General features: G+C 35.8%; 15 protein-coding genes. 9 read left to right on the plus strand and 6 right to left on the minus strand.

What is annotated here, in order from left to right; translation table 11 throughout:
• Window positions 1–20: 20 nt before the first annotated feature.
• A complete protein-coding gene (locus LOK78_RS08525) occupies window positions 21–2,849 on the minus strand; it encodes a helix-turn-helix and ligand-binding sensor domain-containing protein (RefSeq protein ID WP_232634591.1) in 2,829 nt (942 codons plus the stop codon).
• A 167-nt stretch (window positions 2,850–3,016) separates the two neighbouring features.
• Between LOK78_RS08525 and aspS the strand changes: the two genes are divergently transcribed.
• From aspS to LOK78_RS08545, 4 genes are read left to right on the plus strand one after another with little or no spacing between them, the layout of a single operon-like run.
• The gene (gene aspS, locus LOK78_RS08530; protein ID WP_232634592.1) at window positions 3,017–4,774 is read left to right on the plus strand and encodes an aspartate--tRNA ligase; all 1,758 of its coding nucleotides are present in this window, start codon (window positions 3,017–3,019) and stop codon (window positions 4,772–4,774) included.
• Window positions 4,764–6,530, plus strand: coding sequence for an APC family permease (locus LOK78_RS08535; RefSeq protein ID WP_232393443.1), 1,767 nt, complete (start codon window positions 4,764–4,766; stop codon window positions 6,528–6,530). Before aspS ends, LOK78_RS08535 begins: the two co-directional genes overlap by 11 nt.
• 2 nt (window positions 6,531–6,532) lie before the next feature.
• Window positions 6,533–8,326 (plus strand): chloride channel protein, encoded by a 1,794-nt coding sequence (locus tag LOK78_RS08540; protein WP_053970546.1) that lies wholly within the window; start codon window positions 6,533–6,535, stop codon window positions 8,324–8,326.
• On the plus strand, window positions 8,327–8,572 hold the full coding sequence (locus tag LOK78_RS08545) for a hypothetical protein (protein ID WP_082316514.1): 246 nt from the start codon (window positions 8,327–8,329) through the stop codon (window positions 8,570–8,572).
• On the opposite strand, the gene LOK78_RS08550 is transcribed toward LOK78_RS08545, so the two are convergent.
• A complete protein-coding gene (locus tag LOK78_RS08550) occupies window positions 8,569–9,018 on the minus strand; it encodes a nucleoside deaminase (protein ID WP_166956247.1) in 450 nt (149 codons plus the stop codon). The two genes, LOK78_RS08545 and LOK78_RS08550, sit on opposite strands and share 4 nt — an antisense overlap.
• A gap of 63 nt (window positions 9,019–9,081) precedes the next feature.
• Window positions 9,082–11,796, minus strand: a complete 2,715-nt coding sequence (locus LOK78_RS08555) for a T9SS-dependent M36 family metallopeptidase (protein ID WP_232634593.1) — start codon at window positions 11,794–11,796, stop codon at window positions 9,082–9,084.
• Between the two features lie 160 nt (window positions 11,797–11,956).
• On the opposite strand from LOK78_RS08555, the gene LOK78_RS08560 reads away from it, so the two are divergent.
• Window positions 11,957–13,714, plus strand: coding sequence for a 1-deoxy-D-xylulose-5-phosphate synthase (locus LOK78_RS08560; protein ID WP_232634594.1), 1,758 nt, complete (start codon window positions 11,957–11,959; stop codon window positions 13,712–13,714).
• Here LOK78_RS08560 and dgt read toward each other — a convergent pair.
• Window positions 13,705–15,051 carry a dGTP triphosphohydrolase gene (gene dgt, locus LOK78_RS08565; protein WP_232634595.1) on the minus strand — a complete coding sequence of 449 codons (1,347 nt, stop codon included), beginning with the start codon at window positions 15,049–15,051 and terminating at the stop codon, window positions 13,705–13,707. The two genes, LOK78_RS08560 and dgt, sit on opposite strands and share 10 nt — an antisense overlap.
• Window positions 15,052–15,230: 179 nt before the next feature.
• Here dgt and LOK78_RS08570 point away from each other — a divergent pair, with 179 nt between their 5' ends.
• Window positions 15,231–18,050, plus strand: a complete 2,820-nt coding sequence (locus LOK78_RS08570) for a TonB-dependent receptor (protein WP_232634596.1) — start codon at window positions 15,231–15,233, stop codon at window positions 18,048–18,050.
• Between the two features lie 45 nt (window positions 18,051–18,095).
• Window positions 18,096–19,283: a beta-helix domain-containing protein gene (locus LOK78_RS08575; protein WP_053970551.1), complete on the plus strand. Its 1,188-nt coding sequence runs from the start codon at window positions 18,096–18,098 to the stop codon at window positions 19,281–19,283.
• 77 nt (window positions 19,284–19,360) lie between these two features.
• Here the strand turns inward: LOK78_RS08575 and LOK78_RS08580 are convergent, their stop codons facing one another.
• Entirely contained in the window at window positions 19,361–19,717 is a 357-nt protein-coding gene (locus LOK78_RS08580) for a toxin-antitoxin system YwqK family antitoxin (RefSeq protein WP_166956261.1), read from the minus strand.
• Between the two features lie 401 nt (window positions 19,718–20,118).
• Here LOK78_RS08580 and LOK78_RS08585 point away from each other — a divergent pair, with 401 nt between their 5' ends.
• Both LOK78_RS08585 and LOK78_RS08590 read left to right on the plus strand, forming a co-directional pair.
• Window positions 20,119–21,315, plus strand: coding sequence for a porin (locus LOK78_RS08585; protein ID WP_232634597.1), 1,197 nt, complete (start codon window positions 20,119–20,121; stop codon window positions 21,313–21,315).
• Window positions 21,316–21,387: 72 nt separating this feature from the next.
• Entirely contained in the window at window positions 21,388–23,694 is a 2,307-nt protein-coding gene (locus LOK78_RS08590; protein WP_166956267.1) for an inorganic phosphate transporter, read from the plus strand.
• 73 nt (window positions 23,695–23,767) lie between these two features.
• Here LOK78_RS08590 and LOK78_RS08595 read toward each other — a convergent pair whose 3' ends face one another.
• A complete protein-coding gene (locus tag LOK78_RS08595) occupies window positions 23,768–26,233 on the minus strand; it encodes a ribonucleoside-diphosphate reductase subunit alpha (protein WP_166956270.1) in 2,466 nt (821 codons plus the stop codon).
• Between the last annotated feature and the right edge of the window lie 87 nt (window positions 26,234–26,320).

The raw sequence follows: 26,320 nt of genomic DNA on the forward strand, positions 1-26,320 counted from the left end.
TTAACATAAAAGCGAAGTGTTTACTGAATATTCATCAAATAATCAGTCAAGGATTTGTCATTATCTAAATCAAGCTTCTTTTTAAGCCTGTATCTATGTGTTTCTACGCCCCTTACAGAAATGTTCATTAATGGCGCTATTTCTTTAGTAGTTAAATTCATCTTAATGTAGGCACAAATCTTGAGATCTTTTTGCGTAAGTACCGGATGCATCCTTTTCAATTCTTTAAAGAATTCTTCATGCACTTGATTGAAATTATATTCAAAAATTTCCCACTCATCATCATGACCTATGGATCCGTCAATACGCTTCACCAACTTTTTATATGCAAAGACATTTCCAAATTCCTTTTTATTAGCCCCTAACTCCTTTTTAAGATCTTGGAGTGTTTCATTTTTCTTGACCAAGGCCATTGCTGTATTTGCTAATTGTTTGCTTTTCAATTTAACTTCATTCTTCAATGTTTGATTTTTTAACTCTACCAAGTTCTTTTCATTTTCTAATGCCTTCTCCTTTAACAGCTGCTCTTGTTCCAATTCAAACTTTTCCTGCATTAATCTCTGTTCCTTCGAGACTTTTCGACGATGGAAAAAAATGATAAACCCAATTATGACCAAAATGAGAATGACGTACAATCCAAACCCTATAGAGCTCTTATACCAAGGAGGAAGTATGACAAAGGAGACTTCAACAGGTTCCGATTCATCTCCAAAACTATTTACCGCTTTCACAAGAACGGTATGCTTCCCATCTGGTAAACTTGAAAACTCCAAAAGCTGATTTTCCAATTCGTACCATTGATTTTCATCATTGTTTACCCATTTATAAGCGAAGAAATAATCCTTTGAACGTGGAGAGGTAAATGCCAACGAGATATTAGATTTAAACGGAAAATCAAAATCCCCCTTATCAACATCAACTAGTTCTCTGTTGACGCTAAGTGTTTCTAATTGCGGTTTATCAACATCATGATTGGCTCTAAATTGTTGCTCATTTATCATTAAAAATCCATCATTCAAATTAAGAGCGGAAATGGAGTCATTTATTTTTGAAATCTTCTCATAGCCCACAATTAATCGATTTCTCAAAAAAGAACTGGTAATAGAAAGTTGATTTGCCTCTCCTAAAATAGATTTGAAATGAATGACATCCCTTCCATCTTTGATAACCAAATCCTCTTGATCATCTTCGGAAATAATATAGGCATCTTGACCCAATTTATCTTCCAAAACTTTATAGGGAACAATAGAATCTAACAAAGGTTCATATTTCTGCCAACCACGATTGGTCTTAAAAAAAATATCATTTTTAATCCTATAAATCCTTACATTATAATCAGAAAGTAAACCTTTATTACTATAATCCGTTATATTTTCTATGGTATCAAAAGCACTATCAAATTGGACCTTATATAATCCTTTATAAGCATGAGCGACCCAAGCACTATTTGAATTTTCAAATACTAGAAACCTCGTAGGAATGGTGGTCCTTCCTAAATGTTTCACATCCCATTTTTCATCACCAAGCCTCCTATATCGGACTAGACCCGTGTAAGTACCTTGTATATATAAATCATTTTTTTCAGGTACCTTTTTAATTACCCACCCCCCAGTATGATTTGATAAGGGAATAATAGTCTTATTGTCTACTAAAAAAGTTCCATTATTATGACCACAAAATAGTTGACCTTCAATTTCTACAAGATCCCAAACTTGACCTTGGGAATCTTCAATAAATACCAATTCCCCTTTCTCATCTAAATAAAATAGCCCTGTATTACTACCTACATATATTACGCCCTCATGCTCAATGACATCGTATACAGCACCAAGTTTTCCAGTTATATCCTTATAAAAATAAGCATTGGCATTAAGTTCAACATAAGACAATCCATTATCCAACCCGCACCACAAACCAAAGCTACCATCATAATCCAAGCTTAAAACGGTATTATTAATAAACCCATTTTCTTTATTAATATGAAAAAGCACGTTCCCCCTATCATCGGTTATATAAAGGCCATTTTTTATTGTACCAAAAATCATTTGACCGTTGGTATCTTCCGTAAATACATTTAACTGATGTTGCTCCAATAAATCATTGATTTCTGAATTCCATGGTTTAAGAACTCCGTTGGAATAAATGAAACAACCTTTGAGTCCAGTAAATAGATATAATGAAGCCCCTTTCTTTAAAATGGAGATCACTTTGGTATCAACCAACAAAGGGTCAAAAATTTCAGGCACCAGAACATTATTATCCAATATAAAAACACCTCTTTTTAACGTTGAAACATAAACTTGACCCTCAACAATATCCATTGATATTAGAGTGGAACTAGCATTTTTCTTATCAACCTTAATTAATTCACCATCTTTATAGATATATATGTTGGTAAAGGATTGAAATAGCACCTGACCATTAATCGACAAAATCTTCCAAAATTCCTGATCTTTATAAGTTTCCTCCTCCAAGGAAGAACTTAAGGAAGTATAGGCCAACACTCCAAATTCATTCTTTTCCCAATAACCAAATTCCTCATACGATCCAGTGAAAATTTTACCATCAGCAACATGAACAGACCTTATAATGGTTTTGTTGGGCATCTCATAAAATTTCCAAACCATTCCATCAAACTCTAACAACCCTTCATTATTTGCTACATAAAGTTTACCGCTATTCCCTTTTGCAACTCCCCAATTTTGATTACCAGCACGATAGTCTGAAATAGAATAGTTTTTAAAGTAAGGCGTATACTGAGCATGAGAAAAAATGGAAACCAAAAACAAACTAAAAGTAACCAGACACAATCTAAAGTTCATTTTATAATTTGATGTCAATGCTAACATTTTACAAGGATATTATTAAAGAATGGAATGAATTTATATATATGTTCAATTTAAAAAAAATCAATTGAAAATTCTTCGTAAAACTAATAATCCTCTCCCTTATAAACCCCTTATTCTCTCTTGTTTGTTCAAATAATTATTTAATTTTGCACATCAAATTTTTTTCAATGTTTAGAAGTCATACTTGTGGTGAATTAAGAGCATCACATATTAATACAGAAGTGACCCTATCTGGATGGGTCCAAAAAGTCAGAGACAAAGGATTTATGGTTTGGGTAGATTTAAGAGACCGCTATGGCATCACCCAATTGATTCTTGACGAAGAACGAACTCCTGAATCCATTATGGAAAAGGCTCAAAAATTGGGTAGGGAATTTGTTATCCAAGTAACGGGGACCGTTATCGAACGAAGCTCAAAAAATCCAAATCTGGCTACTGGTGACATTGAAATTTTAGTTAAAGAATTAACCATATTAAATCAAGCAAATCTTCCTCCATTTACTATTGAGGATGAAACAGATGGTGGTGAGGAATTACGAATGAAATATCGTTATTTAGATATTCGTAGAAATCCTGTCAAGAATAGCTTGATTTTTAGACATAAAGTAACACAGGAAGTTAGAAATTATCTTTCTAAAGAAGGTTTTATTGAAGTTGAAACGCCATATCTAATTAAATCTACTCCAGAAGGCGCCAGAGACTTTGTTGTTCCGTCAAGAATGAATCCTGGTGAGTTTTATGCTTTACCTCAATCACCACAAACCTTCAAACAATTGTTAATGGTTGGTGGCATGGACAAGTACTTTCAAATTGTAAAGTGTTTTAGAGATGAAGACCTACGAGCCGATAGACAGCCAGAATTCACCCAAATAGACTGTGAAATGGCTTTTGTGGAGCAAGAAGACATTTTAGATGCTTTTGAAGGTTTGACTAGACACCTACTTAAGGAAATTCATGGTATAGAAATAAATAAGTTCCCAAGAATGACTTATGACGAAGCCATGAAAAAATATGGAAACGACAAACCAGATATTCGATTTGGAATGGAGTTTGGAGAGCTGAATGAAGCTTCCCAACACAAAGATTTCAATGTTTTTAACCAAGCTGAATTGGTAGTAGGGATTGCAGTTCCAAATGGCAATAGCTATACCCGCAAGGAAATCGATAAACTTATCGATTGGGTAAAACGACCACAGATTGGAGCCCTAGGAATGGTTTACTGCCGTTACAATGAAGACGGGACTTTTAAATCGTCAGTCGATAAATTTTACGATGAAACAGATTTCGAGCAATGGGCTCAATTAACGGGAGCCAAACCAGGCGACCTAATCTGTATTCTATCTGGTGACAAAAATAAAGTAAGAGCGCAAATGAGTGCCCTAAGAATGGAATTAGCAGAACAACTTGGATTAAGGAATCCAAAGGAATTTGCTCCATTGTGGGTTGTTGATTTTCCGCTATTGGAATGGGATGAAGAAACCGAAAGATTCCATGCAATGCACCACCCATTTACATCTCCAAAACCAGGACAATTGGAATTATTGAAGACAAAACCTGGAGAAGTAAAGGCCAATGCCTACGACCTTGTTTTAAATGGAAACGAAATTGGAGGAGGATCCATCAGAATCCATGATAGGAAAACACAGTCCCTAATGTTTGATTATCTGGGATTCACTGAAGAAGAAGCCAAGGCTCAATTTGGCTTTTTAATGAATGCTTTTGAATATGGCGCACCACCTCATGGAGGTTTAGCTTTTGGATTAGACAGATTAGTTGCTATCTTAGGGGGACAAGAAACAATTAGAGACTTCATCGCATTCCCTAAAAACAATGCCGGTAGAGACGTAATGATTGATGCTCCTGCTCCTATTGACAACATGCAACTAGAGGAACTAAGTCTAAAAGTTAAACATCATGAAAAATAAGGTACATAAAAAACTAAATGAGCTAGAATCAACAGCCATTTGTGGAAACGATATTAGCTCATCTGTTTTATATGTATCTGCTTTAGCCATTGCTTATGCTGGACAATATGCCTGGATTACCTTGCTTATTGTTTCGTTGGTCCTATTTTTATTCCGCCGAATATATGGTGAAGTCGTTGGAGCCCTTCCTTTAAACGGAGGAGCTTACAATGCCCTTTTGAACACCACTAGTAAATTCATGGCATCTTTTGCAGCAACGCTCACCATACTTTCATATATGGCTACAGCCGTTATTTCTGCAAACGAAGCCATACATTATTTGCACCATTTGGTTCCCGCAATGCCCATTATACTATCAACCGTGGGTTTGTTGGGAGTCTTTGCATTATTAACTATTGGAGGTATTACAGAATCTTCCAAGGTTGCTATTGGCATCTTTCTTTTTCACTTGATTTCTTTACTGATTCTTACTGGTTTTATAGCTTTCTATTTATTTCAAAATGGCATTTCCATATTTTTTGAAAATTGGAATTTTGAATTAGCCGGAGGCAGTATTTGGATTGCTATTTTTCTTGGATTTTCTGCATCCATGTTGGGTGTTTCGGGGTTTGAAAGTTCTGCAAACTTTGTTGAAGAACAACAAAAAGGAGTCTTTCCTAAGACTTTAAGAAACATGTGGGGTATTGTTAGCATTATCAATCCTCTTATGGCTTTGTTTGCCTTGGCATTGTTTACAATCCCCGTTTTGAGAGGTGATGATTATCAAAATACCTTATTAGTTGAAATGGCTAATTTAGTTGGAGGGAATTGGGTCGCCATTCTCATTTCTATTGATGCCTTTTTGGTTTTGAGCGGAGCTGTTCTTACAAGTTTTGTGGGTGTTTCTGGATTGTTGGAGCGTATGACCCTGGACAGAATCATGCCTCAGTTCTTCCTCAAAAAGAATAAAAAAGGAAGTTCTTACCGAATCATTATTATGTTCTTTCTACTTACCGTTTCGGTTTTAATGATAACCCAAGGCGAAGTAAGTCTTTTAGCCGGTGTATATACAATTTCCTTTTTATCTGTTATGGCCTTGTTCGGGATTGGAAACATTTTATTAAAGGTTAAAAGAGAATCCCTTCCTAGGCCAGAGAAGGCTCGATGGCCGGCGGTATTCATTGCTATTTTAGGTGTTCTAATAGCCTTACTTGGGAACATTTTAATGAATCCAAAGGAAGGAAATCCAAGCAACGTAAACGTATTTTTAAGCTATTTTATACCCTTCATGATATTCATCATCTTCATGTTGAATAGAACCTTAGTTTTAAAATTGCTACTTAAATTTATCCACTACATGTTTGACCCAATTAGAAGAGGCGTCTACAAAATGGATAGAAATATTCTCAACTTCATAGACAAAATAAACCAGCAGGAATTTGTCTTTTTTACCAGGGGAGATAACATTGCCGCTTTAAACAAAGTCATGCTCTACATTACAAAAAATGAGCACACTCGAAAAATCAAAATTGTTCATGTAGTGAAACCGGGACATCAAGTTCCAGAAAACTTGGCCGTTGAAATTGACTTTTTAGATAGGGAATATCCTAAAATCAAATTGGAACTAATCATTGAAGAAGGAGAATTTAACCCTGAACTCATTCAAGAATTATCAAAGCGCTGGAAAATCCCAGTCAACTTTATGTTTATTGGTTCTCCTGGAGACAAATTCAGTTATAAGGTTGAAGAATTAGGAGGCGTAAGACTAGTGATTTAAATATGGCACAATTCTTTAAAAAAACCTTGACAACCTTTTTGTTTTGGAGAATCAAGCATATCTCTAACAAACAGTTCATATACCTTTTAAGCATGCTGGTGGGGTTTACCTCAGGAGTAGGTGCCGTCTTATTGAAGAACTTCACCCACTTTATACAACATATATTAGAAAGTAATATCATTCAGTATTACCATCATGCCTTTTATTTCTTGTTTCCAATAATTGGGTTCGCATTGGTTTACCTTATCATAACTTACGTGATTAGAAATCGGGTAAGTCATGGTATTCCTTCAACCCTTTATGCTATTGCAAAGAGAAAAGGTATTATGAAGCAATACCAAATGTTTGGTTCCCTTCTTACAGCTCCAATAACAGTAGGGTTTGGTGGATCGGTGGGATTAGAAGGACCAACTGTTGCCACTGGAGCAGCTATTAGCTCCAACATTTCCAGATTATTTCACATGAACCAAAATGCTAGGAATTTGCTAATTGGTTGTGCCGCAGCTGGAGCACTTTCTTCCATTTTCAAAGCCCCTATTGCTGCCATCATATTTGCGATTGAAGTTTTTAGTCTTGATTTAACCATTACCTCCTTACTTCCATTACTTTTAGCATCCTTGTCAGCCATTTTAACTTCCTATTTCTTTTTTGGCAATGATGTTTTGTTGCCGTTTAGAATTACTGAAAACTTTGATTTGAAAGACATCCCCTTTTTCCTCATCCTAGGTATCATAAGCGCTTTGGTTTCCATGTATTTTACAGAAGTATATGACCGAATACAGAAGCTCTTTGATCAGATTAACTCTAATGTTATGAGACTCATCATTGGGGGGGTGATTATTGGAGTTTTAGTTTACTTCATTCCGCCACTTTATGGTGAAGGTTTCGACGTGATGAACAATTTAATTGCTGGTGATCCAGAAAAAGCACTTCAAAACAATTTTTTAGGCCTGGACCTGACTGAATTTTGGGTTGTTATTTTCCTAATGGCTGGATTGGTTATGTTTAAAATTATTGCTTCAGCGGTAACATTTGGAGCTGGAGGTGTTGGTGGAATTTTTGCCCCTACCCTATTTATGGGAAGTATTATGGGAAATTGCATAGCGCGTATTATTAACAAATTTGAGATTTTCGGATTACAAGTATCAGAAACCAATTTCACATTGGTAGGAATGGCAGGACTGATGGCTGGTGTCTTACACGCGCCACTTACCGCTATATTCTTAATTGCTGAAGTCACTGGAGGATATGAGTTATTCATCCCCTTGATGCTTACTTCAACGATTTCTTTTGCCTTGACCAAATACTTCTATCCACATTCTGTTTACACCATGGAATTAGGCAGAAAAGGAGAGTTAATAACTCACGACAAGGATCATGCAGTATTGAGTTTGATGGACATTGATAAAGTAGTAGAAACAAACTTTATCCCAGTTACGGGCGACATGACCTTAGGACAAATAGTTCACGAAGCTGTTATTAAATCTAACCGTAATATTTTCCCTGTGATTCACAGGGACACTAAAAAATTAAAAGGCATCATCCTCTTGGATGACATACGCCCAATCATGTTTGATCGATCACTTTATGAAGAGGTGATTGCTAAGGACATCATGCAGATTCCTCCAGAAGTTATTGACCTTAATAAAGACAAGATGATATCCATTATGAAAAAGTTTCAAGACAGTAATGCATGGAATCTCCCTGTCACAAAAGATGGCGAATACATTGGCTTTATTTCCAAGTCGAAATTACTTACTGTTTACCGAAGAAAACTAATTGATATTACCCATTAAATGAAACCCATTAAAATCATCACTTTTATCTTTTTTGTAGCCTCCTTGACAAGCATTCTATGTGGCTTTATACTAGATGTGGATTATTCCCAAAAATTAATTGGATTTGGATGCCTTGGGTTATTTTTTATTGTCTTTCCACTCTTCTCTTATTACCGATGGAAGGACAAGAATATGAAAGACTATATGCTGACCAAAGAAAATATTGACAAAATGCGGGAATCGCAAAGAAGAAATAAACACTAATTCAAATTTCTTTTTTCTATAAAAAACCGCTTCATCAATTTTGCCGCTTCATCAGCCAGAATACCTCCTTCCATTTTGGTTTTAGGATGTAATTTCGTTTTTAGATTGATACACCCTCTTTCTTCATCCCGAGCACCAAAGACAATATGACCTATTTGGCTCCAATATAGAGCTCCTGCACACATTTGACATGGCTCAAGGGTCACATATAACGTGCAATTGTGAAGATATTTACCTCCAAGGAAATTTGATGCCGATGTGATGGCCTGCATTTCCGCATGGGCAGTCACGTCATTTAATAACTCAGTTAAATTGTGGGCTCTAGCAATAATTCTATTCTCTATTACAATAACCGCTCCAACAGGTATTTCACCTTTTTCAAAGGCGACTTCAGCTTCTTGAAGTGCTTTCTTCATGAAATATTGATGATCAAACAAACCTTCCATAGGATAAAAATAAAAAAAGGCAGCTAAGAATAAGCTGCCTTTTTTATAAATCTAAAGTTCAATTTACTTTTTAACGATCTTCTTATTTACATTTAAAGAAGTACCTTTTATATTCAATATATAAATTCCAGATTGTAATTGACTCATATCCATATGAGCTGCATCTACTAAATTAGCTTGTTGCGTCAAAACTGATCTACCATTCATATCTGTTAAGGTAAGGGTTACATTACCTACGCTTGTGGCAGTTTTAATGTAAAGCATGCCATTAGTTGGATTAGGATACACATTAAATTGATTAAAGTTGAAATCTTCTACACTTAAGGAAGTACAGTTTTGAAGCGTTTCATCATTTTCATCAGGCATTGAGAAATCTTCAACTTGATCTGTCATCAAGAAAGGCAGCCCTTGTGAAGCTCCTGCTCCCAATCCTCTATTAGCAAACACTTCCCAAATCAAACATTGATCTTCACCTCCAGTAAGAGCCATATCAGCTTGTAAAATAGCATTTCTTCCAGTAACAAATCCAGGATTACAAGGCTGTAATTTCATTCCATCCATTACTACTTGCATCACTTTATTATTTCCACCATCACCATTCATTAGGTCAGGATCAAATCCATACTTGTCCACATATGCCCATGTTAAATCCCATAGCATCGTAGCCCATACAAAACCTATATTATGAACAATCTCATTCCAGGACACTTCTTCTCCGTTAATGGTACCAAGAACTGTATCATCATTAGTAGCGCCATAGGTAAAGTCATTAATAGCAAAATCTGTACTGTATGGAGCTGGTCTCAAACCACTACCATCTGTATCTTGAGCCAAAACAAAAGTAGCAATAGCCTTTGCATCTGTTGGTTGATCTGTTGACGTCATTGTCATCATCAATGCTACCCAGTCAGACCATCCTTCACCCATTTGTTCCGCATTACCTAAACAACCTGTGTTATTAGCTCCACCTGTAAGTCTATTTGAAATTCCATGACCATATTCATGTGCCATAACGCCATTATCAAAGCTACCGTCAATATTAAATACCTCATCCAATACGATTGTAGCATTGATAGTTTCTCCTCCTAACAAGGCATCAATAATTGGCTGACCATCTGCATTGTTAACAAAGATTGAAGGAATCGTGAACGCAGGAACAGACTGTCCAGCCATTGTTACATATTCTACATAATCTGGATCATTAGTTGGATTGTTATGATTTACCATAATCACGGCAACCGCACCAGCATCTTGAGCGTTTTGAATTTTATCAACAAACGTACAGTTACCTCTTTTGATAACCGCAATTTTACCTGTAACATCAGCTCCATTTACTAAGGCATTACATCCCTCTGTAGGAGCCCCAGTACCATCATCAACAACTACAAGGTCTGCTGTAACTGGAATAGAACTTGGTCCTGTAATGTTGTTTCCTGGTCCCGTAGCTGGTAAAGCAGCAATGTAACCTCCAGCTAAATCACCGGTATTAATAGTAAGTGGTTGGGGAATGGCATTATCTGCACTATCCCATAAAAACATTCTCATAGAAGGATTGGATCCATCTGGAGGTGTTCCAAATGTAGCATTGTTCATTCCAGAACCATCTTGACCATCTGCAAAAACATAATCATTACCTGCTCCTCCATTTCCGTAGTTATTACTTTGGAAGTTTCCACTTGCTTCATCAAAACCATAATGATACCAAACATCGTGCATCATATTATTGGCGTAAAACAAATTGGTAATTGCAGCGTCTACATATCCTGCAGGTTGTTGCTCAAAATCAAGTGGAAAATCAAAAGATAAGGTTTCCAATCCATCAGGAGCGTATCCCGTTCCATTATTACCATCTTGATCCTCTTGGGCCCAAACATTGTTTCCTCTAGTAATTGTGTATTCTGCACCAGCAACACCATCGGTATCATGCCATCCATAAGGAGATGCAATATCATTAGAAGGCTCAGACAATAAACTTCTTGAACCATGATTAGGGCTTTCTACAGGGTAAGGATAAACATTATATTCAGATCCATCTGCAGTTAAAGTTGCTGCCTTAAATAATGAGAAGGCCTTTTCGTTTGTTCCTTTTCCATGAGCAGCGGCACTGTGATTTACATGCTCTCCAAAATTACAGCTTAAAACCCAATCAGCAGTATCCAAAATACTTCCATCCTGTGCATCTACACGAATACTCCACCAGTGATTACCATCCAAAGCTTCAACACTTACATCCCAAGCCAACTTTAACTCATTTGCTTCTTGGTTGTAGAAGTATACCAATTTCACTGGAATGTTAGATCTAGAAATTCCTGCATTATTGAAAGTAATCTCATTTTCCAATGCTCCTATCTCTTCAAGTCCTTGTAAATTCCCAAGGTTAAATTCCATAGCTACTTTTTGCAAAGCTGCCTGAGCATTAATGCTTGGATATTGTGCATTAATTTTTTGAGCAATGTCCCCAATTAAATTATTTGCATAATAAAAAACTGAATTATCCCTTAATGCAACACTAGAAATGGCATTAAAAATTTCAATTCCCTGATATCTTTGATTAAGATATAAATGCGTTAAATTAGATTTTTTAGAATATACCTCATGATTGATGTATAAATCAGAAAAATCATTGGCTGTAAATCCATATTCACCCTTAATGTTTTCTAGGTAAGAATTTACAACCGCATTGTAACGGGAATCCGCTAATCTCTTTTGTCCAAATGTCAGATTAAAACTGAGGCATATCAACAAAAAAGAAAAGAATCTTAAGTAACTTTTTTTCATTTTTAATTTTGTTTTGTTCCTTTTTTAGTTGAGAATGAGCAAATATAAGGGATGATGTATCTAATTTTATAATTTCTTAACAAAAAATATTCAAATTTAACTTTAATCCTTTTATTAGACTTCCCCTAAATTTGCATTTACAATTATCCATTGAAACCAAATGATTTTAAATCAACTTCATAATATTGAAGATTTAAGGAATCTTTCAAAAGATGAACTTCCTACCTTAGCCAAGGAGCTCAGACAATATATTATACATGCAGTTGCCACCAAGGCAGGTCATTTGGGTGCTAGCCTAGGAGTAGTTGAGTTAACCATAGCCCTCCATTACCTGTTTAAAACACCTAAGGATAAATTAATATGGGATGTAGGCCACCAGGCTTACGGACATAAAATACTAACTGGAAGAAAAAATGTATTTGATACCAACAGGCAACTACATGGTATCAGTGGTTTTCCTAAAATATCAGAAAGTCCCTTTGACGCTTTTGGAACAGGCCATTCATCAACTTCTATATCTGCCATTCTTGGAATGGCAAAAGCAGCCCAACTAAGAAATGAGAATAGACAACATATCGCTGTCATTGGAGATGCTTCCATTGTCAGTGGAATGGCATTTGAGGCTTTAAATCATGCTAGTGTGTCTGGAGCCAATGTACTAATTATTTTGAATGACAATGGCATTGGGATTGACTGGAGTGTAGGTGCTCTAAAAGAGCATTTTAAAAACTTATCCCCAAACTCCGATCAAAACATTTTCAAAGCACTTGGGTTATTTTACACTGGGCCAATTGATGGTCATGACCTACCTGTATTAATGACGGCACTGGAAGATTTAAAAAATATTCCAGGCCCTAAATTATTACATGTCAAAACTGTAAAAGGAAAAGGCCTAAAGCAAGCTGAATTAGACCAAGTAACCTATCATGCTCCAGGAAAATTTGACTCGGTCACCGGTGAATTATTTCAAAAGTCAAACCTTCCAACACCCCCCAAATTTCAAGATGTTTTTGGCTATACGCTGTTAGAACTCGCCAAAACTAATGAAAAGATTATTGGAATCACCCCAGCAATGCCTTCAGGCAGTTCTCTAAAATATATGATGGCTGAAATTCCTGAAAGAGCCTTTGATGTAGGGATTGCTGAACAACATGCGGTCACCTTTTCCGCTGGTTTAGCAGCAGATGGTTTCATACCCTATTGCAATATTTATTCAACATTTTTACAGCGAGGATACGATCAAGTCATTCACGATGTAGCCTTACAAAATCTTCCAGTAATATTTTGCTTGGATAGAGCTGGACTGGTAGGAGAAGATGGAGCAACCCACCATGGTATTTTTGACATAGCTTATCTAAGAAGCATTCCGAATTTAATATTTTTTGCCCCTAGGAATGAAGAAGAACTACGCAATATACTTTTCACGGTCCAGTTGGAGTTAAAAGCTCCCATCGCCATAAGGTATCCTAGAGGAAGAGGAAGAAATATTAATTGGGAAAGCCCCTTCCAATCCATCGAAATAGGAAAAGGAATTTGCTTAAGGCAAGGAGAAAAACTAGCTATCATATCTTTAGGAACTATGGCATACAATGTGGAGGATGCCCTTTCTGATTTAACCAATTTGAATATCGGTCATTATGATATGCGTTTTATAAAGCCTTTGGACACAGACATTTTACATGAAATATTCAATAAATTTCAATCCATTATCACTGTTGAGGACGGCATTATATCTGGAGGATTTGGTAGTGCCATTTTAGAATTTGCAAATGAACATGACTATACCAATCGTATAAAAATTTTGGGAGTTCCAGATCAATTTATTGAACAAGGAACGATTCCAGAACTCCAAAAAATATGTGGTATTGATACTGAATCCATTAAAAACTGCATCTTGAAAGAACTAAATTACAAATAAGTTCCTTTTATCTTTTTGTGAGTCAGAATGGCATTACTATCTGATAGTTTTGCTACATAATTACAAACCATCATCAACATTTCATAAGTTGTCATGTTCTCATGTAATGAAAGATGTTTTTCTAAAGTCTTTAGAATAAGTTTATCATAATTGGATGTTTCCCCTTTCATAAAGTTATCTAACGCCTTGGTGTAGACAGTTAAAAGATCATTCAAAACTTCATACCCTGCTATCTCCTTCCCGATAACTTCCTCGGATTGATAAACTTGTTTTACACTTAATTTAATAATGTCGGAAATTTGGGCTTCATATTGACATTTATCCAACAGGGAAACACCGAACTCATTTTTTAATATGCTTTCCTCGTTTTTCACAAAGACATCCACGGCCTCATTGATAAGTGTATTAATTGCTAACGCTCTTAAATAACTAACCCGATCCTTGGTATTGGTTAGTTGGTGGTACTTATTGGCATTTATGGAATCCCTGACCAAATTAATCAAATATTCCAAAGCATATTCTTCTTGAATAAGCCCCATATTTATTCCATCTTCAAAATCAATTATAGTATAGCAAATATCATCGGCTGCCTCAACTAAATATGTTAATGGGTGGCGTCCAAAACTGACTGTGGAACCAGTTCTAGTTTCAATCAAACCTAAATCACTTGCCACATCCATAAAGGCGTCTTTTTCGCTCTGGAAAAAACCAAACTTTTTATCTGCGATATGCTTAGTAGGCCTTTTAGGTAGAGATTCTTTTGGGTACTTCATAAATGCACCCAAAGTAGCATAACTCAACCGAAGGCCTCCTTCCCTACCGGCTCTACTTTCAGTTAGTATCTTGAAACCATTGGCATTTCCTTCAAAATCACATAAATCTTGAAACTCCTTATCACTTAATACCTCTTTAAATCGAAATCCCTTACCAGTTTTAAAAAATTCCCCGATAGCCTTTTCACCCGAGTGTCCAAATGGTGGATTCCCAATATCATGAGCCAAAGCGGCAGCTGCCACAATAGCACCAAAGTCATTCGCTTGATATCCATGTATAGTAGTAAGATGGGGGTACTTTTCTATAATCTTTGCTCCAACTCTCCTACCCAGGGTTCTTCCTACCACGCTTACCTCCAAACTATGAGTCAATCTGGTATGAACAAAATCTGTTTGTGACAATGGTATCACTTGGGTTTTATCTTGAAGACTTCTAAACTCTGATGAAAATATAATACGATCATAATCCACTTCAAATCCCAACCGGGTTTCATCCTGCTCATTCCTGAGCCTTTTATTTGTGTCTCCAAAACGTTTTAAAGAAAGTAATTGCTCCCAGTTCATATTAAAGATTTAATGCATCGCAATATAGCCATTACCATGTTAAAAAATTGTTTCGAAATTTAAAAAATATAGGCTTTACCTAACCTTTAGGTAACATTTTAATGAAGGATGTTTAACCTGTGATTAACTTAAACTTTACATAATCGAGGTTTCTTTGCCCCATGAAATTAAACCGAGAAATGAAACGACTTATATTCGTATTTACCTTATTAACTTCCATATTTACCTACGCTCAAGAATCAGGTTCTATCGTTGGTAAATTGACTGATAAAGAAGCTAATGATGAGCCATTGGTTTTTGCCAATGTATTAATTAAAGGGACCATTAAAGGAACAACTACTGATTTTGATGGTTTATATGCTTTAGAAAACATAGATCCTGGAACCTACACCTTGGTGTTTAGTTTTGTTGGTTATGAATCACAAGAAATCACTGTAACTGTTGAACCTGGAAAAGTAACAGAACTAAATGTACCTATGGGAGCAAATGCTGCTGCCCTAGACGAAATTGTAATCACTACAACAACAAAAAGAGAAAGTGAGGTTGCCTTACTTTTAGAGCAAAAGAAAGCTGTTGAGATTAAGCAAAGTATAGGAGCCGAAGAACTTTCAAGAAAAGGGGTGAGCGATGCCGCTGCTGCTGTTGCTAAAATATCTGGTATTTCTAAGCAAGAAGGTTCAAGTAACGTTTATGTGCGTGGTCTAGGCGACAGGTACCAAAACACCACAATGAATGGTTTGGCATTACCATCAAATGATGTTAACAAGAAAAATATCAATCTAGATCTTTTTTCTTCAGATATTATTGAAAATGTATCCATTAGTAAAGCTTATTCAAGCAAGTACTACGGCGACTTCTCTGCAGGTAATGTAGATGTTACTTCTAAAAACTACAAAGGCGATGGCATGCTAGAAGTATTTGTTGGAAGTGGATTCAATTCTAATGCCATCGATAAAAGCTTTGTAAGAAGTGAAGGAACAGGATATTTTGGATACTACGGAAGATACGAACACAATCCATTTGCCATTATTCTTTCTCATGGTATTGACCCAGTAGATGCAGGAACCCCAATTAATGTTACCTATGGTGCTTCGGGAGGTAAATCATTCGACTTTAAAAACGGTTCACGCTTGAGCTTGTTTGTTACCGGTTCTTTTGGAAACAATTTTGAATACCGTAAAGGTTCTAACATTGATTATACCTTAACAGAGAAAAAAGCCTTTGAAGATAGTGCAGAAGAGTATGAATATACCACAAACACTACTGCTATGGCAAACCTTAATTACCGTATTGATGACAACAATAAATTATCCTATAACTCTTTATTTATCAACAGTTCTTCAGACGTTGTTGGATACTATGGAATAGATGGTTTAGGAAGAAACCGTGATGGTATTGCTGATACAGATAAAGGATTTTATCAAATGAATGTTCAATTTGACCAAAATCAAATTTTTGTAAATCAAATCTTAGGAGAGCACACCTCTGGAAAAGTTGATTTAGATTGGGGATTGGGCTATAATGTTGTTTATGCCAAACAGCCAGATAGAAAACGTATCAGTTTAGAAAACTATGATTATGCTTTGGACAATGATCCAACTACTAATCCCATCTTCTATAGCAACGTTGCATTTGACAACCAACGCTACTTCCAAAACATTGAAGATGAAGAGTACAATGGTCGATTAAACCTTGCTTACAACATTTCTGACAAATTCAAATTAAACTTTGGGTACAATGGAAGAAGCAAAACAAGAACATTTAATAACATACGCTACGGATATGACATTCTAGATAGTAATTATCAAATTACCAATGTAAATAATTTCAATGCCATTTTTACCTTAGATAACTTGAGAATTAATCCTGCTTCTGAAGAAGGCATATACGATATCAATGTTTTAAATCCTTACCCAGGATTATCAAACACCAACAGACCAGGTTTACCAGAAAACACTTATAAGGGTCTATTGAATATTCAATCTGGTTATTTAAATGCAGAAATCAAGGCTGGAAAGTGGTTATTTGTTCCAGGTGTAAGACTAGAATCTATTGATCAAAGTATTGAATACGATGTGATCAACTTAGGTTCAAATGGGGAAGACACAAAATCATTTTATGATAATTTCTTTCTACCTAGTTTAAATATTAAATATGCTTTAAATGATGATATGAACCTTAGACTTACAGGAAGTCAAACCATATCCTTACCAGAATTTAAAGAAGTTGCTCCATTCGTTTATGAGGATGTATCAACGAGAGTTGGTGGTAACCCAGATCTTTTAGAAGTAGGTTATTCAAAAGTTTACAACATCGACTTAAAGTACGAATGGTTTTTCAGTAAAAGTGAAATCTTTTCTATGGCAGGTTTCGCCAAAGAAATCAACGACCCCATCAACTTAGTGGTTGGTGCAGACGCGACAGGTACTCAACGTTACTTTAGAACTGGTGATAAGGCCCGCGTATATGGTGTTGAATTAGAGGTGAAGAAAAATTTAATCGCAGATGCTGATGATGAATCCATTCTATCTATGGGAATGAATGCCACCTACATGCATACACAACAAGATTTGTATTCTGAAATTGACGGCGACACCTATAATGTTGGATTCTCAAACCGTACTGAAGACGAACTACAAGGAGCCTCTCCGTTCATTATTAATGCAGACATCAGTTTTTCACCTAATTTCAGCGCAAGTTATAAACCGGTTGCCAATTTAGTATTCTCATATTTTTCTGATAGAATTGATGCATTAGGATCTGGTCAATTAGGAAATGTTATCGAAAAAGGTGTTCCTACTTTAGACTTTATCTGGAAAAACACCATTAATAAAAATTTTGAAATCAATCTTAGCGCAACCAATCTTTTAAATCCTAACATCGGATACTTCAGAGAAACAACTTTAGGAGATATTACTGTTAACTCGGTAAATGGGAAAGGTGTTTCAGACTATAAACGAGGTATGAATGTTGGATTACAACTTAAATACAATTTTTAACAACCCATAATTTTAACAATAGAAAAATAATTAAACTCGAAAAAGATGAAAAATAATTTTATTTTAGGATTAGCAATTATTTCAATGCTATTCTCATGTACGACAGACGACACTGCGGATATCGTGATCAATGATAACAGTGACAACAGCACCACAATTGAAGGTGGTAACGGCGGAAACACTGGTGAAACTGTTTACTTATCTGGTACTTATACTTCAGATTTAACTTTAGACATTAATAACAATTATGTAATTAATGGCCCACTTATCATGGCTTCTGGAACAACTTTAACTATTCCTCCATGTATGACTATTGAAGCTTTAGCTGCTGGCGCTAATGTATATGTTGCTATTGCTCAAGGCGCTCAAATTGATGCTAACGGTACGGCAGATTGCCCAATTGTGTTTACATCAAATGCAACTAACCCTGCAGCTGGAGATTGGGGAGGACTAATCTTATTAGGAAGAGCTCCTATCAATTCAGTTACTGGATCTGCAACTTCAACTTCTGAAATTGCAAGTTTACCTTACGGTGGAACCAATGAAGCTGATAACTCTGGATCATTACAATATGTTCGTGTTGAATATGGTGGTGGTGCTGCAGATGGTCAATCTGAAAACAATGGATTTTCTTTTTATGGTGTAGGTAATGGTACAACTGTTAATTACATTCAAGGTTATGTTGGAAAAGATGACGGTATTGAGTTTTTTGGTGGAACTGTAAATGCAAGTCACATTTCAATGATTGGTATGGAAGACGATTCAGTTGATTGGACTGAAGGATTTTCTGGCACACTAACCGATGTTTACATTGAGCATATGGGAGACCATGATAAAGGTATTGAAGCTGATGGTTACAATACTGATTATAGCAACGCTGCTGGTTACTATTCCAAGCCAACTATCAATAATCTTCACATTGTTGGATTAGGATCTGAGACTGGAAATGAAGCTGTTCGTTTAAGAGCTGGTACTCAAGGTATCTTTAACAATGTTCTTATTGAAGGTTTTGATGAAGGTTTTGATTTAGACGGTGACTCAGGAGACAATCCAACAGGAGCTGGTGTAATTAGTGGTGACTTACATATTACTGATGTTACTTTTAACGATGTTACAACTAAAGTTAAAAATGATACAGGTGTGACCTTTACTGAAGGTGACATCATCACTGGTGATGGTAATGGTACCGGAACTGATTATACTTCTTGGGGAGCAGGATGGACTCATGAATAATTAGAAAGTGAACTATAAATAAAAAAGCACCCTAAACAGGGTGCTTTTTTATTTTATTAGAAGATTCTTTTAGAAACCTAATCTCTAGAAGCTATATGAGCTTTATTTGTCCATTCGCTTACACTGGCAATGGTATTATTGCTGTAATCTACTTCCTTTAAAGATGTTTCTGTCCAGAAAAACCACTTGCCTACTTTTTGGCCATTATCATATTTACCTTGAGCAAGTTTGTTTCCTTGAAGATCAAAGCTCGTCCAAGTGCCTTGTAATTTGCCCGCTTGGTTAAAATATCCTGTTTGGCTCACTACACCATTATCATGGTAATACGTCGCCTCATACAATTTATTTGACTTTTCTATCTTAGACCCTAATTTACTTTGTGCAAATGATGTAACTCCAGCCAACATCATCACTAAAATCACTAATTTTTTCATGTCTGTTTGGGTTTATTATTTTGTTTCTTACTCAAATATAGTCAATAATTTACTTTCAGGAAACCTTTTCTTAACACTTAGATAACATTAAACGCGTATTTACCTGTTTTTCAATTACTTACCCAATGTTAAGTTTTTAAAATGCGAAGAATTTAACATTCTTAATATTAAATTAATATTATGATTACATAGAAGTTAACATTCTAAAGGATATTTGTAGCGTTGTTATAAACACTACGAATAGTTCATATGAAATATTAGTTTTTGTCGACTACCAATAGTATGTTCTATGGAAACTGCCTCGTTGGAGGCAGTTTTTTTATACTTAAACTTAATATTAAGGAAACATTAAGTTAACATTAGAGTAAGTTCTTTGCAGCGACAAAAACTAATACATAATAATGAACAAGAAAATAATCGCAATAGCGCTAATGCTATTTGCAATACACTTTTCTAGTAGCCAAACAATAGAGACTTCTACCTTTGGCAAAGGCCTTTTAAATCTAAAAGCAAAAGATAGCTCATGGACCATGAAACTTGGAGCAAGATTTCAAGTACTCTCTTCGTCCTCATGGGATTATTCCTACCAAAAACTTTCGGATCAAACCACTAATACTCTTATTAGAAGATCAAGGTTAAAATTTGATGGATACGCATTTTCGCCAAAACTTGTTTATAAGCTTGAAATAGGCTTGTCAAACAGAGACATCTCAGGAGGTTCAAAATACACGGGCAATACGCCTCGATATGTAATGGATGCCGTTCTAAAATGGAAATTCTATGAGAATTTTGTACTTTGGTTCGGACAAACCAAATTACCGGGAAACAGGGAAAGGGTTATTTCCTCTGCCAACCTTCAATTTGTAGACCGCTCCATTTTAAATTCTCGATTTAACATTGATAGAGATATTGGATTACAATTACACCATAAAACAGCCATAGGAAATTCTCTTGTCATGAAGGAAATTGTATCTATTTCACAAGGAGAAGGAAGAAATGTAACCACAGGGAATCAAGGAGGCTATCAATACACGGGCCGATTAGAGGTCTTTCCATTTGGTGAATTTGATAAAAAAGAAGATTACATGGGGAGCGACTTGTTAAGAACTCAAACCCCAAAACTATCGCTAGCAGTCACCTATGATTACAATCAAGATGCGGTAAGAACTCGAAGTAATATGGGCTCATATATGGAAAATGATTTAGGTTTATATCAAACCAACATCTCTACAATCTTTGCCGACTTCATGTTTAAGTATAAAGGTTTATCTATCATGGGGGAATATGCCAAAAGAAATGCCGATGACCCAATCGCTAAAAATTCTGATGGCACAGAAACCGGGGATATTGTTTTAATAGGAAAGGGGTACAACATTCAGTCGGGCTATTTATTAAAAAACAATTGGGAGTTTTCTGGTCGTTATTCAAACAATGAATTTGAAGAAATTACCAATGCAGATAGAATGAATTCTTATACCTTAGGAATATCAAAATATTTTGTTGGACATAAATTAAAGTTACAGACGGATTTCTCATATTTGAATTCCGAATCAAATGATAGTGTTTTAGCCAGATTACAGGTAGAAATTCACTTTTAAAATAAAAAATAACAATAAGGTAACATGTCTAAATAATACACTATAGATATTTGCCTCTATTTCTTAAAACACATGGATAATATTTATTTATTAATGGTTATTGCCTTAGCTACCTTAGCAGTTATTGACTTGGTAGTTGGGGTTAGTAATGATGCTGTAAACTTTTTAAATTCAGCAATTGGTTCTAAAGCAATCTCCTTTAAAACCATTATGATTGTTGCCAGTATTGGTATCGCGGTGGGAGCCATATTCTCCAGCGGTATGATGGAGGTTGCTCGAAAAGGGATTTTTAACCCTCATGAGTTTATGTTTGACGAGATCATGATTATTTTCATGGCTGTCATGATAACCGACATCTTACTTCTTGATTTTTTTAACACGGTCGGGATGCCTACTTCAACTACGGTTTCTATTGTATTTGAACTATTAGGTGCTTCTGTTGCAATGGCTCTTATTAAAATTGCCCATCAAAACGGAGATTTTTCTGATGTAGTAAATTACATCAATACCTCCAAAGCAACCTCAATTATTTTTGGGATTTTACTCTCGGTGGTTGTAGCCTTTTCAGTAGGGGCTATCATTCAATGGGTAACCAGATTATTGTTATCCTACAATTTTTTAAACAAATCAAAATGGGTAGGTGCAGTATTTGGAGGATTTGCATTAGCGTCTATTACCTATTTTATCTTCTTAAAAGGTATTAAAGGGACTGCTTTTGCAGGTCAAGAATTGGATATTCTAGGTGGAATGAAAATCAGTAAATTTCTTGAAGAAAAAGTACTGATCATTGTCGCTTTAAGTTTTGTTCTTTGGACTTTAATATCCTATGCTTTAATGATCATTTTTAAAACCAATATCTATAAATTAATCATTACAGTTGGAACCTTTGCTTTGGCCTTGGCTTTTGCAGGAAACGACTTGGTTAATTTTATTGGTGTTCCTATAGCTGGTTACCAATCCTACAACGCTTGGGTAAGCTCTGGAGTTTCAGCTGATGCTTTCAGTATGGGTGTCTTGGCTGAAAAAGTGCCAACACCTACTATAATGCTAGTTATCTCAGGATTGATAATGGTAGCAACCTTATGGTTGTCTTCAAAAGCAAAAAAAGTTACCGAAACAGAAATCAACTTATCAAGAGAAGGTGATGGCAAGGAACGATTCCAACCAAATTTCTTATCACGTGGTTTTGTAAGATCGGCTATAGCGATGTCTCAATTTTCTAGCTATTTGTTACCAGGTTCTTGGCAAGAAAAAATCGAAAAACAATTTACCAAACCTACTGCCGCCGTTTCTAAATACAAAGCAGAAGATCAACCGGCTTTTGACATGGTTAGAGCAGCCATTAACTTAACAGTAGCTGCCGCATTAATTTCATTAGCAACATCCATGAAATTACCTCTTTCAACTACCTATGTAACCTTCATGGTTGCCATGGGAACGTCTTTAGCAGATAGAGCTTGGGGAAGCGAAAGTGCCGTTTATAGGGTTGCTGGAGTTCTTAACGTCATTGGAGGATGGTTCTTCACCGCATTCATGGCGTTTATTGCCGCAGGCTTGATTGCCTATTTGATCAATTGGAATGTTAAAGTAATGGTTCCGGTACTTCTTTTACTAGCGCTTATTTTAATTGCTAGAAATTACATTACTCATAGAAGACAAAGTTCTGAAACTAAGGCCGAAGATAGCTTGACTTATTCTGAAAATAGCTCTATCCAGGGTGTTATTCACGAAAGTGCAAAAAACATTGCAAATGTCGTTAAGAGAGGAAATAAAATTTATAGCAATGCTATAAATGGTCTCGCTAAACAAGATTTGGCTTTACTTAAAAAGAATAGAAAGCAAGTTTTGAAATTATCTAATGAGATTGATGAACTTCGAGACAATATTTTTTACTTTATTAAAAACTTAGATGAATCTAGCATTGGAGCAAGCAATTTCTACATTCATGTTCTAGGTTATTTGCAAGACATGGCTCAATCATTGGAATATATTTCAAAAGTGAGTCATAAGCATATCAACAACAATCATAAAAAACTAAAATTCAGCCAAATAAAAGAACTTAAGGAGGTTGATGATAAATTTGAAATTTTATTCAATGATACCAAAGATGCCTTTGACTCGGGGTCATTTGAAAAAATTGGAGCTATATTAAGTAGTAAAAATGAGGTATACGCCCTGGTAAAGGAGAAAATTCAGCATCAAGTAGAAAGAACAAGATCTGAAGAATCAAGTCCAAAAAATACCACCTTATACTTTAGCATCCTTCTAGAAACTAAGGACCTCTTGACTGCAACCATGAATTTAATGGAGGAGTATTATCATTCTCATGATGATTCAGTAAAACCTGCTAAGCCAAGAGCTACAAATGAGGAAGAATAAAATCTTCTTTCTTCTAATACAAAAAAAAGCATCTCGAATTGAGATGCTTTTTTTATTAACACTTTTTAAAAAATTAAGATCCACACATTAAGCAATCATCACCTTCTGACTCCTTTGCTTGAGATATAAGAGCTTTTAACTCTTCTGGTGACATTGGCTCCACTTCGGTGGTTTCTTGGGCAAATTTCGCAGCTGTTTTAGCCGCCTTATCTTTCTGTTGAGCTACTACCTTTTCATCTATAATCGGCGCTTCCGTTTTTTGCTCTTTTTTGGTATTATCCAAAGTAAACTTAATAGCATCTACAGCACTCTTCGTTCTTAAATAGTACATTCCCGTTTTCAAACCACTTTTCCAGGCATAGAAATGCATAGAGGTTAGTTTTGCCATGGTAGCACCTTCCATAAACAAGTTTAAAGATTGGGATTGATCAATGAAGTATCCTCTATGGCGGGACATATCAATAATATCCTTCATACTTAACTCCCAAACTGTCTTGTAAAGCTCCTTAATGTTTTGTGGAATAATGTCAATATCTTGAATTGAACCATTGGCTCTCATGATTTCTTGTTTCAAGCCTTCATTCCATAGACCTAACTCAACCAAATCTTCCAATAGGTGCTTATTAACTACAATAAATTCTCCTGACAAAACTCTACGAGTGTATATATTTGAAGTATAAGGCTCAAAACATTCGTTGTTACCTAAAATTTGAGACGTTGAGGCAGTTGGCATAGGCGCTACTAATAAAGAGTTTCTTACACCATGTTTTTTGACCTCTTTTCTCAATTTCTCCCAATCCCAATTTCCGCTCAATTCATCATCTTTAATTCCCCAAAGATTGTGTTGGAATTCTCCTTGACTGATAGGAGACCCTTCATAGGTTTGATAGGCGCCATCCACTTTAGCTTCTTCCATACTAGCAGTAACGGCTGCGTAATAAAGCGTTTCAAAAATATCTTGATTCAATTTTTTGGCCTCATCACTGGTAAAAGGCATCCTCAATTTAATAAAGGTATCTGCCAATCCCTGCACTCCTAACCCAACTGGTCTGTGACGGAAGTTTGAATTTTTAGCTTCTTCTACCGGGTAGTAATTTCTATCGATGACACGATTTAAATTTTTTGTAACTCGCTTAGTAATCCTAAACAACTCTTTATGGTCAAATTTGCCATCCTTCACAAACATAGGCAATGCAATAGACGCCAAATTACAAACGGCTACTTCATCAGGCGCTGTGTACTCCAAAATTTCAGTACATAAATTAGAAGAACGAATGGTTCCTAAATTCTTTTGGTTTGACTTGCGGTTGGCTGCATCCTTATATAACATATAAGGTGTTCCGGTTTCAATTTGAGATTCCAAAATCTTCTCCCAAAGTTCACGAGCCTTCACGGTCTTTCTTCCCTTTCCTTCTTCCTCATACCTTAGGTATAGAGCTTCAAATTCTTCACTATGAGTATCAGGCAAACCAGGACATTCATTTGGACACATCAAAGTCCAAGGACCATCTTCTTGAACTCTTTTCATAAACAAATCTGGAATCCACATGGCGTAAAACAAGTCACGCGCACGCATTTCTTCCTTACCATGGTTCTTTTTTAAATCCAGAAAGTCAAAAATATCGGCATGCCATGGCTCCATATAAATCGCAAAACTACCTTTACGCTTTCCTCCTCCTTGATCTACATAACGTGCGGTATCATTGAAAACCCGCAACATAGGCACGATTCCATTACTAGTTCCGTTAGTTCCCGCAATATAACTACCTGTAGCTCTCACATCATGAATAGACAACCCAATACCTCCAGCAGATTGGGAAATTTTGGCTGTCTGCTTTAACGTATCATAAATACCATCAATACTATCTTCCTTAACGGTTAATAAAAAACAAGAAGACATTTGTGGTTTTGGCGTACCCGAATTAAATAACGTTGGTGTAGCATGCGTAAAGTATTTTTTGGACATCAACTCATAAGTTTCAACAGCAGCTTCCAAATCATCCATATGAATTCCCACGGCTACACGCATCAACATATGCTGCGGACGCTCTGCTATCTGTCCATTTATTTTTAAAAGATAAGATCTCTCCAAGGTTTTAAAACCAAAATAGTCATATCCAAAATCTCTATTATAAATAATAGTTGAATCGAGAACTTCACGATTATCCATGATCACTTTATAAACCTCATCAGATAACAAAGGAGCTTCCTTTCCAGTTCTTGGGTTTACATAGGTATATAAATCATGCATGACCTCACTAAAGGTCTTTTTAGTATTCTTATGTAAGTTAGAAACTGAGATTCTAGCCGCTAAACGCGCATAATCTGGATGTGCCGTAGTTAATGTAGCTGCAATTTCTGCTGCCAAATTATCCAATTCGCTGGTGGTAACACCATCATACAAACCTTCAATAACTCTCATGGCTACTTTAACCGGATCAACGAGCTCGTTTAATCCGTAGCATAACTTTCTTACTCTAGCGGTGATTTTATCAAACATCACCGGCTCTTTACGACCGTCTCTTTTTACTACATACATAATTTAGTTTGTTTTTATTTTTCTGATACGCCTTCAGAAAAAGGGTTAATTAGCTACTGTCCGAATTTCAAGAATTTAAAATCCAGC

It is taken from the genome of Mangrovimonas futianensis, assembly GCF_021245805.1.
Classification (GTDB): domain Bacteria; phylum Bacteroidota; class Bacteroidia; order Flavobacteriales; family Flavobacteriaceae; genus Mangrovimonas; species Mangrovimonas futianensis.